The organism is Mesorhizobium bavaricum, assembly GCF_056781655.1.
In genome coordinates this window covers 6,735,064-6,747,754 of sequence record NZ_CM165566.1, presented here as the reverse complement: position 1 = coordinate 6,747,754, position 12,691 = coordinate 6,735,064, and the positions used below count along the sequence as shown (strand labels likewise).

The 12,691-nt window shown below is 59.2% G+C and carries 12 protein-coding genes and 1 pseudogene; 5 read left to right on the top strand and 8 right to left on the bottom strand.

Annotation, left to right across the window (positions count from 1 at the left end; all coding sequences use genetic code 11):
- Positions 1–130: 130 nt before the first annotated feature.
- Positions 131–334 carry a CsbD family protein gene (locus AC1RZR_RS32625; protein ID WP_091586081.1) on the bottom strand — a complete coding sequence of 68 codons (204 nt, stop codon included), beginning with the start codon at positions 332–334 and terminating at the stop codon, positions 131–133.
- Between the two features lie 294 nt (positions 335–628).
- On the opposite strand from AC1RZR_RS32625, the gene AC1RZR_RS32620 reads away from it, so the two are divergent.
- Positions 629–922: a hypothetical protein gene (locus AC1RZR_RS32620; protein WP_481827206.1), complete on the top strand. Its 294-nt coding sequence runs from the start codon at positions 629–631 to the stop codon at positions 920–922.
- A 483-nt stretch (positions 923–1,405) separates the two neighbouring features.
- On the opposite strand, the gene AC1RZR_RS32615 is transcribed toward AC1RZR_RS32620, so the two are convergent.
- Entirely contained in the window at positions 1,406–1,630 is a 225-nt protein-coding gene (locus AC1RZR_RS32615) for a hypothetical protein (protein WP_481827205.1), read from the bottom strand.
- Between the two features lie 200 nt (positions 1,631–1,830).
- Between AC1RZR_RS32615 and AC1RZR_RS32610 the strand changes: the two genes are divergently transcribed.
- The 3 genes from AC1RZR_RS32610 to AC1RZR_RS32600 all read left to right on the top strand — a co-directional run bounded on the left by AC1RZR_RS32610 (position 1,831) and on the right by AC1RZR_RS32600 (position 5,709).
- Positions 1,831–3,066: a putative DNA modification/repair radical SAM protein gene (locus AC1RZR_RS32610; protein ID WP_481827204.1), complete on the top strand. Its 1,236-nt coding sequence runs from the start codon at positions 1,831–1,833 to the stop codon at positions 3,064–3,066.
- A gap of 2 nt (positions 3,067–3,068) precedes the next feature.
- Entirely contained in the window at positions 3,069–4,535 is a 1,467-nt protein-coding gene (locus tag AC1RZR_RS32605; RefSeq protein WP_481827203.1) for a UdgX family uracil-DNA binding protein, read from the top strand.
- 310 nt (positions 4,536–4,845) lie between these two features.
- The gene (locus AC1RZR_RS32600) at positions 4,846–5,709 is read left to right on the top strand and encodes a PRC-barrel domain-containing protein (RefSeq protein WP_481827202.1); all 864 of its coding nucleotides are present in this window, start codon (positions 4,846–4,848) and stop codon (positions 5,707–5,709) included.
- Between the two features lie 174 nt (positions 5,710–5,883).
- Here AC1RZR_RS32600 and AC1RZR_RS32595 read toward each other — a convergent pair whose 3' ends face one another.
- The 6 genes and pseudogenes from AC1RZR_RS32595 to AC1RZR_RS32570 all read right to left on the bottom strand — a co-directional run.
- Positions 5,884–7,035: a sugar ABC transporter substrate-binding protein gene (locus AC1RZR_RS32595; RefSeq protein ID WP_481827201.1), complete on the bottom strand. Its 1,152-nt coding sequence runs from the start codon at positions 7,033–7,035 to the stop codon at positions 5,884–5,886.
- Between the two features lie 99 nt (positions 7,036–7,134).
- Positions 7,135–8,172, bottom strand: a complete 1,038-nt coding sequence (locus tag AC1RZR_RS32590) for a sensor histidine kinase (protein ID WP_481827200.1) — start codon at positions 8,170–8,172, stop codon at positions 7,135–7,137.
- A gap of 5 nt (positions 8,173–8,177) precedes the next feature.
- The gene (locus AC1RZR_RS32585; protein ID WP_481827199.1) at positions 8,178–8,624 is read right to left on the bottom strand and encodes a response regulator; all 447 of its coding nucleotides are present in this window, start codon (positions 8,622–8,624) and stop codon (positions 8,178–8,180) included.
- On the bottom strand, positions 8,621–10,135 hold the full coding sequence (locus tag AC1RZR_RS32580; protein WP_481827198.1) for a sensor histidine kinase: 1,515 nt from the start codon (positions 10,133–10,135) through the stop codon (positions 8,621–8,623). The genes AC1RZR_RS32585 and AC1RZR_RS32580 overlap by 4 nt, the downstream gene beginning before the upstream one ends.
- 272 nt (positions 10,136–10,407) lie before the next feature.
- Positions 10,408–11,001, bottom strand: a complete 594-nt coding sequence (locus tag AC1RZR_RS32575) for a BA14K family protein (protein ID WP_481827197.1) — start codon at positions 10,999–11,001, stop codon at positions 10,408–10,410.
- Between the two features lie 127 nt (positions 11,002–11,128).
- Positions 11,129–11,350, bottom strand: a pseudogene (locus AC1RZR_RS32570) (DUF72 domain-containing protein); the annotation flags it as partial.
- Positions 11,351–11,910: 560 nt separating this feature from the next.
- Between AC1RZR_RS32570 and AC1RZR_RS32565 the strand changes: the two are divergent.
- Entirely contained in the window at positions 11,911–12,528 is a 618-nt protein-coding gene (locus tag AC1RZR_RS32565; protein ID WP_481829172.1) for a DUF2062 domain-containing protein, read from the top strand.
- Positions 12,529–12,691 lie beyond the last annotated feature (163 nt).

Below are 12,691 nucleotides of genomic sequence, written 5' to 3'. Positions count from 1 at the left end.
ACCATAGATCGAAATGATGCCTTAGCGGCCTAAGCCAGCACTGCCCGCAGCTGCCGTGAGCGGAGCTGCGGGCGATCTAGGGGATCAGGCCTGACTCATACCTAGGCACCCAACACGACCCGGTTCGAACTTACCACCCCTGCCGTCCATACCAGTCATCAATATCACGACGGGCTCGATCCTTTTCGATGCCGTAGCGTTCCTGAATCTTTCCTTCGAGTTGATCGCGTTTGCCAGCGATGCGATCGAGGTCATCATCAGTGAGTTTGCCCCACTGTTCCTTGACCTTACCCTTGACCTGCTTCCAGTTTCCTTCGACGCGGTTCCAGTCCATGATACAAACCTCCTTCGTTTCACAGAAGGCGGAACGTCGTCGGGCGAGGGATGTTCCAGATGTCTTTTCCGTTCGGACTTCTCCAGAGCCGAGAAACTGGCACTCGTCCCAAGTCGGGCCAAGCCACCTAGCAACCAACCCGTCCGCTGCTCGTTGACCTTGTGCTGGTTGATCCAAGCGCACTCCAGACCCTGCCCGCCCGTAGGGCCCTTTTCCACGGGGAACTACATTCCATTCGGGAGCTTGTTGATTCAGGTCGAATCTATAGCGACCTCTCAACCCGGAGGAATTTTCATGAATACGAAGATGCTTACGATGAGCGCCGTGGCGCTAGCGATGATGACGGCCTCGGCACTTGCTGGTTCTAGCACAGGAACCTCGGCGCTCGATGACCCGGCGAAGATGTCGCCGTTCTTCACCGATGCCGGCATGAAGACCATGAAGTCAGAGGCGGAATTCAAGACCGCCTGGATGGCCATGAAGGAAGAAGACCGCGCATCCATGATGAAGGAATGCGGCGACGAGGCCATTGCCAAAGCGCACGACAATTTCTGCAAGATGACCAAGCAGCTCGGCGGTGCCAACTAGCCGCAGCTCGGCGGTGCGAACTAGCCGCAGCTCGGCGGTGCGAACTAGCCGCAGCTAATGAACCACGTTTCCACACCGGCCAGTTGAAGTCCCGACCTGGCTATTTCTGGGCCCGTCACCTGATCCACGGTGGCGGGCTTTTTTATCCCCAATCGGAACAGCTCGAGTCCCTGGCGGCGTCCTCTCTTGGGTAGCACCGCTGACCAAGGGCAAACTTGGTCGGCCCGTCACGACTTCCTAAGTGGCGGGCTTCGCCAACTAAGGCTTTGAATTCGTAGACGAGCGAACGTTACCTTGTGCGCCGCGTCGGAAGTAGCTTGTCCTTCCGCCGTCCCACTTCCCTTTGACTTGGCCATTGGCTTCAACGACCGTGCCACACCCTGCGCTGTCCTTCCGAGTTACGCGCTGCCCGAGCTGCAATATGGCAGAAGCCGGAACGTCTATCTTTGGATGTTTACCCATCGCTGGCAGCTCGCTGATGGCCTAGCGATCAACGTTGGTCGGATTTGGATTGCCGGACTGGTTTGATTGCGGCGGCGCTTTTGCCGATGAAGCGATTCTACGCCTCGTTTCTTCAGCCGCTAAGCCGACGAGCGAATCGATATCTATCAAGACATCAATATGGCCGCTGGCCGCGACCGCCTTGCGAATTTTACCCAGCATGGAGAGCGTAAAATTAAGTACTTCTTTAAGCTCGGTGGGGTCCATGGCGCTCTCTCATCTTTAGATGGTCGAGAGGCCGGTCCGTTTAACGGGTCGCTCTTGATGGGTACCGTAATCGCATTTCAAGTCGATGAACAGGCAATTTGTCGGAAACGTACCAACGCGCTAAGGCGCCGTCGATCACTTTTTCACGGACTACGTCAAATGCAATAGCGCGACAGCTGCATAGAACATATCGTGAACTTATGGTAGCAGTTCCTGTGCGCGATAAGCTTGCAATCCTGGCCGACGCCGCCAAATACGACGCCTCTTGCGCCTCGTCGGGTTCGGCCAAGCGCGATTCACTGAAATCCGGTGGCATCGGCTCCACCGAAGGCATGGGCATCTGCCATTCCTACGCGCCGGATGGCCGCTGCATTTCGCTGCTGAAAATCCTGCTCACCAATTTCTGCATCTACGATTGCAGCTATTGTATCAACCGCTCATCCTCGAATGTGCGCCGCGCACGCTTCAGCATCGACGAAGTGGTGAAGCTGACCCTGGATTTCTACCGACGCAACTACATCGAGGGATTGTTCCTGTCGTCGGGCGTCATCCGCTCGCCGGACGAGACCATGGGCGAGATGGTTGAGGTGGCACGGCGGCTGCGGCTGGAGGAAAAGTTTTCAGGCTACATTCATCTGAAAACCATCCCCGAAAGCTCGGCTGAACTGGTCGAGAAGGCGGGGCTCTATGCCGACCGCTTGTCGATCAATGTCGAGCTGCCGACCGACGAAGGGGTGAAAAGACTGGCGCCGGAGAAGAAGCCGGAAACGATCAGGCTGTCGATGGCCAGACTGCGCCAGAAGATGGAGGAGAAAGCCGAACCGACGTTACGGACCAAAAAGCGCGAACGTTTTGCGCCAGGCGGCCAGTCGACGCAGATGATCATCGGCGCCGACACGACCTCCGATGACGGTATATTGCACACCAGCGCGCGGCTCTATGGTAGCTACCATTTGCGGCGCGTCTACTATTCCGCCTTCAGCCCGATCCCGGATTCGTCGTCGTCGCTGCCGCTGCAGAAGCCGCCCTTGATGCGCGAACACCGGCTTTACCAGGCCGATTGGCTGATGCGCTTCTATGGGTTTTCGCAGCCGGAAATCCTGGCCGGCAGCAGCGACGGCATGCTCGACCTCGCCATCGACCCGAAACTGGCCTGGGCGCTGCGCAACAGGGGGCAGTTTCCGGTCGACGTCAACCGCGCCGACCGCGAAGCCCTGCTGCGCGTTCCCGGCCTCGGCACCAAGGTGATCGCGAAAATCCTGGAGACCCGCCGCCACCGAGCGCTGCGGCTCGAAGATGTCGGGCGCCTGTGTCAATCGATTGCCAAGCTGCGGCCATTCATCATCGCCGAAGGCTGGTCCCCGGGCGGACTGACCGACAAGGCCGGGCTGCGCGACACCATCGTGCGCTCCTGCGAACAGCTGTCGCTGTTTTGACCATGCAGTCGGTTCAGCTCAACCTCGCTCGAAACAGCGTGCAGCTAAGCGGCGAGACCGATTTTGCCGGCTGGCGCGATGCGGCACGGCGGTTGGCGCTGAACGAGGTCAGGCCCGAGGACATCAGCTGGCAGGTCGAGCTCGGTCGGGCTCTGTACGACAATAGATTGCCCGCTATTCCCGCCGGTGCCCGGCTCGACGTTCCACGCGCGTTCATCGACCATGCCGAAACGGCCTTCTGCCATTCCAACCCCACCCGGTTCGCTTTTCTCTATCGGTTGCTCTGGCGACTGCGCACCGAGCCCAAACTGCTGGCCATAGCATCGGATGCCGACACCAGGCGCCTCGAAACCATGGTGAAAGCGGTACGCCGCGACGTCCACAAGATGCGCGCCTTCGTGCGGTTTCGGAAGATCGGCGGTGGCAACGAGGAGCGCTATGTCGCCTGGTTCGAGCCGGACCATTTCATCGTCGAGCGCAACGCGGCTTTCTTTGTCAAACGATTCACCGGCATGCGCTGGACCATTTTGACACCACATGCGTCCGCCGATTGGGATGGCGAAAGGTTGGCCATCGGCCGGGGCGCTGCCCAGGGCGAAGTGCCGGCTGAAGACGATACCGAGCAGCTGTGGCTGACCTATTTCGCGAACATCTTCAATCCGGCGCGGCTCAAGGTGAAAGCCATGCAGAAGGAGATGCCGAAGAAATATTGGCGGAACCTTCCCGAGGCGTCGCTCATTCCAGAACTGATCGCGGGAGCGGGCAAGGCCACCATGGATATGATTGCCAGAATGCCGACAACGCCGGCGCCACACCACGCGAAGGTGCAGGCAAGGCATTGGCCGAAGCGTGAGCCTGCCGAAGTGATGGAGAACGGGGCGAGTACTGTTTCCGAACTGCGCGAAGTGGCGAAGGGTTGCAGGCGCTGTCCGCTATGGCGCGAAGCGACGCAGACGGTGTTCGGCGAAGGGCCTGACAACGCGACGGTGGTTTTCGTCGGCGAACAGCCGGGCGATCAGGAAGATCTCACTGGCAAACCTTTCGTCGGGCCGGCCGGCAAGGTGTTCGAAGCGATACTGGACGATGCCGGGGTCGACCGGCAGAAGGTCTACGTCACCAACGCGGTCAAGCATTTCAAGTTCGAGCCGCGCGGCAAGCGTCGCATCCACTCCAAGCCGAATGCCGGCGAGGTCCAAGCCTGCCGCTGGTGGATCGACCGGGAATTCGAGATGATCAAGCCCGACCTTGCCGTGGCGCTCGGTGCAACGGCGGCTTTGTCCCTGCTCGGCAAGGCGATACCGGTGACAAAGATGCGCGGCCAGGTGATCGAGCGCGAGGATGGCCTGCGCGTGTTCATCACGATCCACCCTTCCTTCATCCTGCGCATTCAGGAGCCGGCCGCCAAGGAAGCAGAACGAGAGCGGTTCCTAGACGACTTGAAGCAGGTGAAGAAGCTAATGACGGTTTGAAACTCTTTTGGTGCCGGCGGCGGCGGGCTCGGCGACATCAACTGCCGTGCAGCCCGGAACAATTGCGAGATCGCGCTGGTGCGGGGCTCACGCTGCATTTCGTAGGCTGGCAAACCCCTACTGACGGCGAAAGCAATCACAGCCCCTGATGACTCAAACTGAACGACCATCTCAGGCGCCACGCAAAATCCTAAAGGGAACTTCGCATCATGCGGCAAGTTGTCAGGTCGCAAGATGCCGCGTTCAGCCTCCCTGCAACGGTTTAGCCAAACGCGGCGTGCATCAATGCGAACGCACAAGGAAACGTACCATGATCAGCAAACTTTTGGCTACCACAGCAATAGCCACGCTTCTGACATCTGGACTATGGGTCAGCGGCGCTATGGCCGAAGACGCCTCCAAACCTGCCAGTGCTCTGCAGACTTCTGCAACGCCAGCGGCCGTTGCTGATGGCAGTCTCGTGACCAAAATCATCGGCGCCGATGTATACGACAGCGCCGCGGACAATGCCCAGAAGATCGGCGATGTAAGAGACGTAGTGCTCTCCAAGGACGGCAAAGCCAAGTACATCGTGATCGGCGTTGGAGGGTTTTTGGGAATCGGCGAAAAAAACGTCGCCTATGATTTTAGCAAGGCCGAATGGGTGGAGAAGAAGGGTGAGCGCTGGCTGGTGGCAAAGACAACCAAGGAAGACCTGCAAGCGCAGCCCGATTTTGACTTGAAAGTCTACGACGCCGCATCGGCATCGAACACCAACGGTGTCGCCGCCACCGCGCCTAGCGAGCCGGCCCCGGCCACGACAGATAAGACGCAAACGGCTGCTATCGACAAGTCATCGCTGACCGAGATGCCGATGGACAAAATTAGCACTAAGGATTTCATCGGGACCACCGTCTATGGTGCGGACGATGCAAAAGTCGGTGAGATCGGAGACGTGGTCCTGGGCGGCGACAAGAAGGTGGATGCCGTCGTTGTCGAGGTCGGCGGATTCCTAGGCATGGGCGAAAAGCAAGTTGCTGTAGGCTTGGAAAAATTGAAGTTCCTGTCCGACAAGGACGGGAATCGGTATCTCTACACGAATTTCACCAAGGCCCAGCTTGAAGCGCAGACCGCTTATGACAAAGGCACCTATGCACAGAACCGCGACAAACAGCGGATAATTGTTGCTCAGTAAACTCCAGGGTGGCCCCGCTTGGTCGGCGCGGGCCACCCTCCCATTTGGATAACATCGAGCGCCACGCCGGCGTGCCGAAACGGCGGTCTCTTGGGCTGTGCCGATATCGACGGTGCTAGCGTTGTCGGGCAGCGACGACTTGGCGGCATCCGAATTTTGAAAGACCTGCCTGGATTATCTGGCCTCAGACGACCAAGGGAAATTCACGTACTGGTCGCGGCTATCGTAGCAAATGTTGCCGTACATCCGTAAATATTCGTCTCTGCGGGCCGGATCGGCGTATACTGAACCAGGATCGGTGAGATCATGCTGGTATTCGCCAAGATTCTGCGCATTGATCATGTGCGGCAGGATATCCATTGCCTGAGGTATTTGTTTTCCCTCGAGCCAGTCCGCCGCATGCTGGCCCATCGCGTAGCCGAACACCGGCGAATTCAAGCTGATTGTCGTCTTGTAAGGACCGCCCTTCTTTATCTCGGCAATTGCCTCCGGCTCGCCGTCAATCCCCCCGATAAACTGGTCCGGCCTGTCCTTGCCGGCCTCCCGCAACGCCTGCAAGGCGCCTAGCACGACACCGTCTGCGCCCAGCACTACGTCGACATGCGGATGTGCTTGAAGAACCGTGCGCATCGTCGCCAAACCACCCTCCTTGCTCACAGGACTGGGGGAGATATCAGCCACGATGCGCACGTCCGGCAACGTATCGAGCGCATCGCGGATGGCCACGAAACGCGGCGTGAGAAATTGCAGGCTGTCTTGGGTCAGCAGCACAACATCGGCCCGCCCCCCGAGTTTTTCCTGGATATACGCGACGGCTGCGTCGCCCAGTTCCTTACCGGTCAAATACTGTGGCGCGTTGAGCAGCGAGGTCGCTGGCGGAGCGACGACAGTGCTGACGTAGGTCCCCGACCACATCGCCCTTTGCAGGCTTGTAGCCAATGCAGCCGGGTCAACGGGAGAGACGACGATGCCGCCAACCCGATCGGCTCGCAGCGTCTCGACGTCATTGATCATCTTGGCACTGTCATTGGCGGCGAGCACGACACGATACTCCAGGCCACTGTCCTTTGCCGCCTGCGCCAGGCCATGATCAATCCCCTCGATAAACTCGCGCTCATTGTCCTTGGCAAACGCCAGAATGGGCTTCAGGTCAACGGGCTTCGAGCAGCGCGGCGCGGCAGGATCATAAGACTTCAAGACCTTCGGCGTGGTGATGCCCGGCGGCCCATCCACCGCGGCGGCAAAGGTCGTAGCGAGAAGAATCGCGGCGACCACCAAAAGCGGTTCGACGCGCCGCTTGGCAAGCTCACGGAATAGCGGATCCATCGAATCTCCTCGCCGACAATGGCGGCGGTGCATCGTTGCATGGCCGAGACCAAATTCAAAAGTGCTAATATAAAGGCGCTGGCTGTCGCCAGTCGCAGTTTACTGCAAGGCGAAAGTCAGCGTCACAGCCGTTCCGGGATTGCGTCCCTCATAAGCCACATCGGCGTTGATGCTTTTCGCCATAGCCTTGACGATGCGTGTACCCAACCCGGTGCCCTTGACAGTGTTGTCGCTGCTACCCACGCCGTCGTCCTCAACGGTAAGCAGCGCACGCCCTTCGCCGTCTTCGCGTAGCCGCACACGGACCTCGCCAGATTTGTCAGGATATGCATATTTGAACGCGTTGGTGACCAGTTCGGTGACAATGACCCCGAGATTGATCGTGGCATCGGTGCCGAGTGTCAAAGGCGCCAGATCGCTGATCAGGGTAGCGCCATGGCCCTGTCCCCGCATCGATCCGCTAAGGTTTTCCAGCAAGCCGCCAAGGTATTCATCAAGCTCGACGATGCCTACGGAGCGGGAGGTATAGAGGCGCTTGTGCACCGAAGATATGGCGAAGATCCTCGCTTGAGTTTCGGCAAGCGCATCCTTCGCGCCCCGGTCGGTCAAGACATTGGCCTGCAGGCTCACCAGCGACGAGACCATTGCAAGGCTGTTGGCGACGCGGTGATTGACCTCGGCAAGCAAGAGCTCGGCGCGGTCGCGCGCCACCCGAACCTCAGCCTCGGCCGCCTCCTTCTCGGCAACCAGTCGTCCCTTGGCAACCGCCTGTTCGAGGGCGGAAGCCAGTAGGGATATGAAGTCCTCCCCGATTGTCTTCGGCACGAAATCGCTGGCGCCGGCCTTAAGCGCGGCAACGGCTACACTCATCTCGGACGAACCGGTCACATAGACAGTGGGGGGCGCGCCGGTGCGGGAGGCCAGCCTCGCCAGGAATTCGAGGCCCGTACCTCTTCCCAGATAATGATCGAGCGCGAGAACGTCAAACCCGCCTTCGTCGAGGCGGGCCAAAGCTTCGTCCGGGCCGGACGCATGCTCGACGAGGAAACCCAGCCGGCCGAGCTTTTTCTGCACCAGACGCGTAAGCGCGTCGTCGTCGTCGATGTACAGGACCTTGGTCGGCGCGTCTTCCGTCATCGAATTCAGGCTGTTTCCGGTACTTGGATGACCGTGAACAGAAGGCCCAGCTGACGGATGGCGTTGGCGAAGCCTTCATAGTTTACCGGCTTGGTTATGTATACATTGGCGCCGAGGTCGTAGCACCGCTGGATCTCGCGGCTGTCGTCCGTCGTTGTCAGAACTACCACCGGAATTCGTTTCAGGTGCGTGTTGGCCTTGATACGCTGCAGGATATCGATGCCGGTCATATCCGGAAGGTTCAGGTCCAGTAGGACGAGAAGATGCCGGCCTACGCTTACCTCGCCGGATCCGTCGGGTCCAAGCAGATAGGCCAGCGCCGTGGAACCGTCGGCGAAACCTTCGATGTCGTTGTTCACCCCCGCACGGCGGATGTTTTTTTCGATGAGTCGGGCATGGCCCTCGTCATCCTCGATCATGACGATCGTTACAGGTTTGCCGGCCTGTCTCATCGAAACGCTCTTTCAGTAAAATTGGCGCTGAGCGGGAGCTCTATCCTGAAAGTCGTGCCAACGTCGAGCGCTGATTTTACGCTGATGTCGCCGCCGAGCCTACGCACGACGGATCGCACATGTGCTAGGCCGATGCCTTCGCCGGGCTGGTCCTGCGGGCCTGATCGACGGAAGAGCTCAAATATGCGCTCCGCGTCCTGGTCGGCGATGCCGCGGCCATTATCCTCGAACTCGATGGCGACGCGGTTGCCGGGGATTTTTTTGGCACCGACATTGATGCGAAGCGGCCGCTCACGCGAGCGGTATTTGATGGCGTTGTCGAGAAGGTTGGCGAAAGTCTGCTCAAGCGAAAGGCGGTCCGTCTCGATCTTGGCGACGCTGAGATCGACATTGATCTCACCGCCAGCCTCCTTGACCTGATGTTGGAAGCTGGAGGTGTTGCTTTCGATTAGTTCGGCGAGTTGGATGGTTTCAGCCCGCAGCGGCCTGCGGCCCTCGCGGGAGAGCTGAAGGATGGCATTGATAAGCCCGTCCATCTTGCGGGTTGAAGAGCGGATGAAGCTGATGGCTTCCGGCAGGTCCTCCGCGGCTGCCATCCTGGCATTGGCAACAACCGGATCGGACGCGTCTGAGCCGATGCCGGACTTTTCGATGAGCGTCTGCATGCTAGCGACGCCCGCTTCAACTTCGCTGGTGAAACCCATGATGTTGACCAGAGGGGCGCGAAGGTCATGGGTGACGATATAGGCGAAGCGCTGGACCTCCTCATTGGCCCGCACGAGGTCGGCGGTACGCTCCCGGACCCGGCCTTCCAGGCCGCTGTTCAGGGCTTCGAGATCCCGCTGGGCCGAACTGAGCTCGCGCGTGTGGCGTAAGACTGAAGCCCAGGCGAACCCGACAACGATCACGATCGCTATGCCGCCAGCGATGGTGATCAATCGCAGCCACGCGAAATAGGACCGCTGCTCCGCCACACGTGCGGTCAGCCGGTCGTCAGCGGCGAGGATGATGCCGTTGAAGAAGACGTTGGCCTCGTCCATCAGGGCCTTGCCACGGTTGGAACCGATGATCGCCGCCACAGCGTCGTCCTTCCGCTGGCGCTTCAGAGCGACCGTTTTGTCCATCTCGGCAAATTTTTCGCTGATGATATTCTTCAGCCGGTCGAGCGAGGTGGCCGCGCCAGGATCTTCGGTAAGCAGCCGCTGCAGCTTTTCGAACCGGCGCAGCGCAAGCGATTTCGCCGTATCGTACGGCGCGAGATAGATTTCATTGCCGTTGTAGACGAAACCGCGCTGACTGGATTCTGCGGCGAGCAGTGAATTTCGGACATCGACGGCGGTGGCTCGCGTGTCGCGCGCGGCAATCACCTCATCGAAACTTGTGCGCGAGCGCTCGGCGAGCAGGTAAGTGGCAGCGACGATGCCTATCAGCACGATTAAGCCCAGCGCCAGCAGCGCGCTGGAAGCGCGGAGGATGACCCCGCCGGTTGGGCTACTCTCGCTTAAGTTCATAAGTGACTTGTCGCCCCAGTGAATGACAAGCCCTCGAAAGCCACGGTGAGACGGGGCGAGGACAACTGATCAGTCGCGGTTGCTTTCGATTTTGTCATTTGATCAACACAGACGCATGTTTCGGTCCGAGAAGGTCGGTTCGGGTTGGCAACGCACTTCAGGAAAGCACCGCGCCAAAGCCCTATGTTTTTGAAATTATTTGCGGTCCAGACAGGATTCCGACCCGTGACCATCGGTTTAGACGACCGATAGTCACCGTTCGTCAAGCTCGCTTATTGGCACTGCCTACGTGGGCCGCCGGAATAGGGCTGGTAGGTGTTATCTTCGGGCCGATAGGAGCGGTAACGGCTGAAGCAATAGTCAATGTGGTCGGGCGAAAGCTGGGGGTGGACCTCGTCCGTTGAAGCGTAGCCATCCATCGAAGCGTAGTTTGCCTCAACGTAGCCGACGGCATCGGACGGCTGCGGGGTGGCGACGTCGGCATAGGGCGAGATGCAACGGCGCTGTTGCCCGCTATAGGACGTGTAGCTGTTGTCGCTCGGATGGTATGATTGGTAGCGGCTCGCGCACCACTCGACATGAGCGGCTGGCAGTTCGGCGGAGGTCTGCTCCTGGTCCGTCGAAGGCTGGACGGCTGAAGTAACGATGGCGTCGGGTGCCGCTTTCGCGACGGCGGCGGCGTCGGGTGCCTCAGCCTGCACAGCCGGAATGCGCTCGAAGGACTGTGCCGCCGGCTTCACGGGCCGCGCGTCCCTAGTCCACAGATCAGCGACACTGATACTGGGTGTTGCATGCCGCACCGGCTTTGCCGCGAGAAGCCATGTGGCGAAGGCAAGGCCGCTGGTGAAGACCGCAAGCGTCAGCAAGAATCCTCCAGCTATTCCCAACAAGGCTTTCACGCTGCGCTCCTCGCCCTTCCATCCAAAGAGAATGCGGCGCGCTGGATCTGGTTCCAAGAAAGTGCGCTGGCGGGAAAGTGCCGAGTGAAGGGCTTTACATCAGCAGCCGAAATAGGATTGTTGCCTCTAGGTGGCCGATGGACCAAGGTTGGTCCTCCAGCAAACGTCGCATCGCCAGGGCATTCTTCGGCGCAAAGCCTTCATAGTCGTTACTGAAATAGACCCACGCTCTCTTTGCGCCGCTGACGCGAATTTTGTCGGCCCATTTGGATAGCTCGTCGCCGGTGTAATCATGACGGTACCAGCCCCGTGGAGCCGCACGTAGGCGCGAGCTGCCCTTCTACAGCGATCCGATGATCGTCGAGCACGAAATCGCGAACCTCGCGAGCCTCGGGCTGCCGCAGAAGTGATCTTGTTTGCGGGTCAAATTCCACACCCCTTGCAGTCCTCCAGAGCGTTCATACCTAACTCAGGTCAGCGTCAAACTCACGGGGCGCTCTCAGCGTGACATTGCGTGCAGCAATCGAAGAAGGGAACATTGCGGATCCGGACAGGTGTATGATGCATTGGACGTTGTCACGGGCATCGGCTGCACGCCGTCGGGCCGTGGGTCATCGCGCGAGGAGCCGAAAAACGGGGGCGACGACGTAGGGGCGGGGTTGGCGGAATGCCGATACTCAGACGCTTTACCCGTCCAACTCGGTCAAAAATATGCTGAGCTCTCAGCCTGGTTGCTTCCGGCTGCAGCCCGACTATCCGCGCTCCCGCTTTGGTCTCCCGGCTGATCAGCAAATTCGGAACAAAGCAGCACAGACTGCGTTTTTTCAGAGGCGAGATCAATCCATTCAACCGATCGCGTCTGAAGTGGGCAAGAGAGTGCTCTTTAGACGCCGAAATCCTGATGGTCTCTTCGAGCGCTTACGCACTTATATGTGGCCGCGCCGCTCTTTCTCGCGATCGCTTCAGTATTTTTCAAAGCGCATTCTCCGGCTGAACGCCAGTCCACATGCAGTCGCGGCTGGGGTGGCGGCTGGGGTTTTCGCGTCGTTCTTTCCATTAGGGTCCCATTTCGCCATTGCCGCCATCGTGTGCTGGCTGATCGCAGGAAACATGGTGGCGGCAGGGTTAGGAACGTTTGTTTTTGGCAATCCGCTGACCCTCCCATTTGTTGTGGGAGCGTCCTGGGAGACCGGCAAGATCATGTTGCACGGCCACATGCAAAGCCACGAACGACCAGTCCATTTGAGTGAGATGTTGCAGACCCTTTCAATTTCGCAATTGTGGGCACCGGTCTTGAAGCCCATGCTGTTTGGCGCGGTGCCACTCGGCCTGATTTTAGGCCTGTTGTTCTATGGCATCACCCGCTATGGCATGACAGCCTTCCGCGAACAGAGGCGCAAGCGACTGGCCGAAAAGGGGATCCTGCTCCATCAGCAGGAAGACATCGCGTTATCACCCTCTCTGCCGGATCGACATCGCCGTTCTGGCGTGTGAATTGCGGCGGTCTTTTTTTGTTTCGGTTGGACTTGGACGCAGCTATTCCCGCTGCTGCCAAAGACCCTCATTCTTGGTCGCGCCGCGTTCTACGACCTTACGCTCCTCATTGAGCGCAAGGCGCGTCGGGGCACAAGCCTTTGTTTCAGCGCAGCCACCTTGA

Excerpts from the sequence above, each read along its gene's own strand:
- AC1RZR_RS32625 (WP_091586081.1), bottom strand. The coding sequence starts at position 334 with ATGGACTGGAACCGCGTCGAAGGAAACTGGAAGCAGGTCAAGGGTAAG.
- AC1RZR_RS32600 (WP_481827202.1), top strand. The coding sequence starts at position 4,846 with ATGATCAGCAAACTTTTGGCTACCACAGCAATAGCCACGCTTCTGACA.
- AC1RZR_RS32580 (WP_481827198.1), bottom strand. The coding sequence starts at position 10,135 with ATGAACTTAAGCGAGAGTAGCCCAACCGGCGGGGTCATCCTCCGCGCT.
- AC1RZR_RS32610 (WP_481827204.1), top strand. The coding sequence starts at position 1,831 with ATGGTAGCAGTTCCTGTGCGCGATAAGCTTGCAATCCTGGCCGACGCC.
- AC1RZR_RS32590 (WP_481827200.1), bottom strand. The coding sequence starts at position 8,172 with ATGACGGAAGACGCGCCGACCAAGGTCCTGTACATCGACGACGACGAC.
- AC1RZR_RS32615 (WP_481827205.1), bottom strand. The coding sequence starts at position 1,630 with ATGGACCCCACCGAGCTTAAAGAAGTACTTAATTTTACGCTCTCCATG.
- AC1RZR_RS32585 (WP_481827199.1), bottom strand. The coding sequence starts at position 8,624 with ATGAGACAGGCCGGCAAACCTGTAACGATCGTCATGATCGAGGATGAC.
- AC1RZR_RS32595 (WP_481827201.1), bottom strand. The coding sequence starts at position 7,035 with ATGGATCCGCTATTCCGTGAGCTTGCCAAGCGGCGCGTCGAACCGCTT.
- AC1RZR_RS32605 (WP_481827203.1), top strand. The coding sequence starts at position 3,069 with ATGCAGTCGGTTCAGCTCAACCTCGCTCGAAACAGCGTGCAGCTAAGC.
- AC1RZR_RS32620 (WP_481827206.1), top strand. The coding sequence starts at position 629 with ATGAATACGAAGATGCTTACGATGAGCGCCGTGGCGCTAGCGATGATG.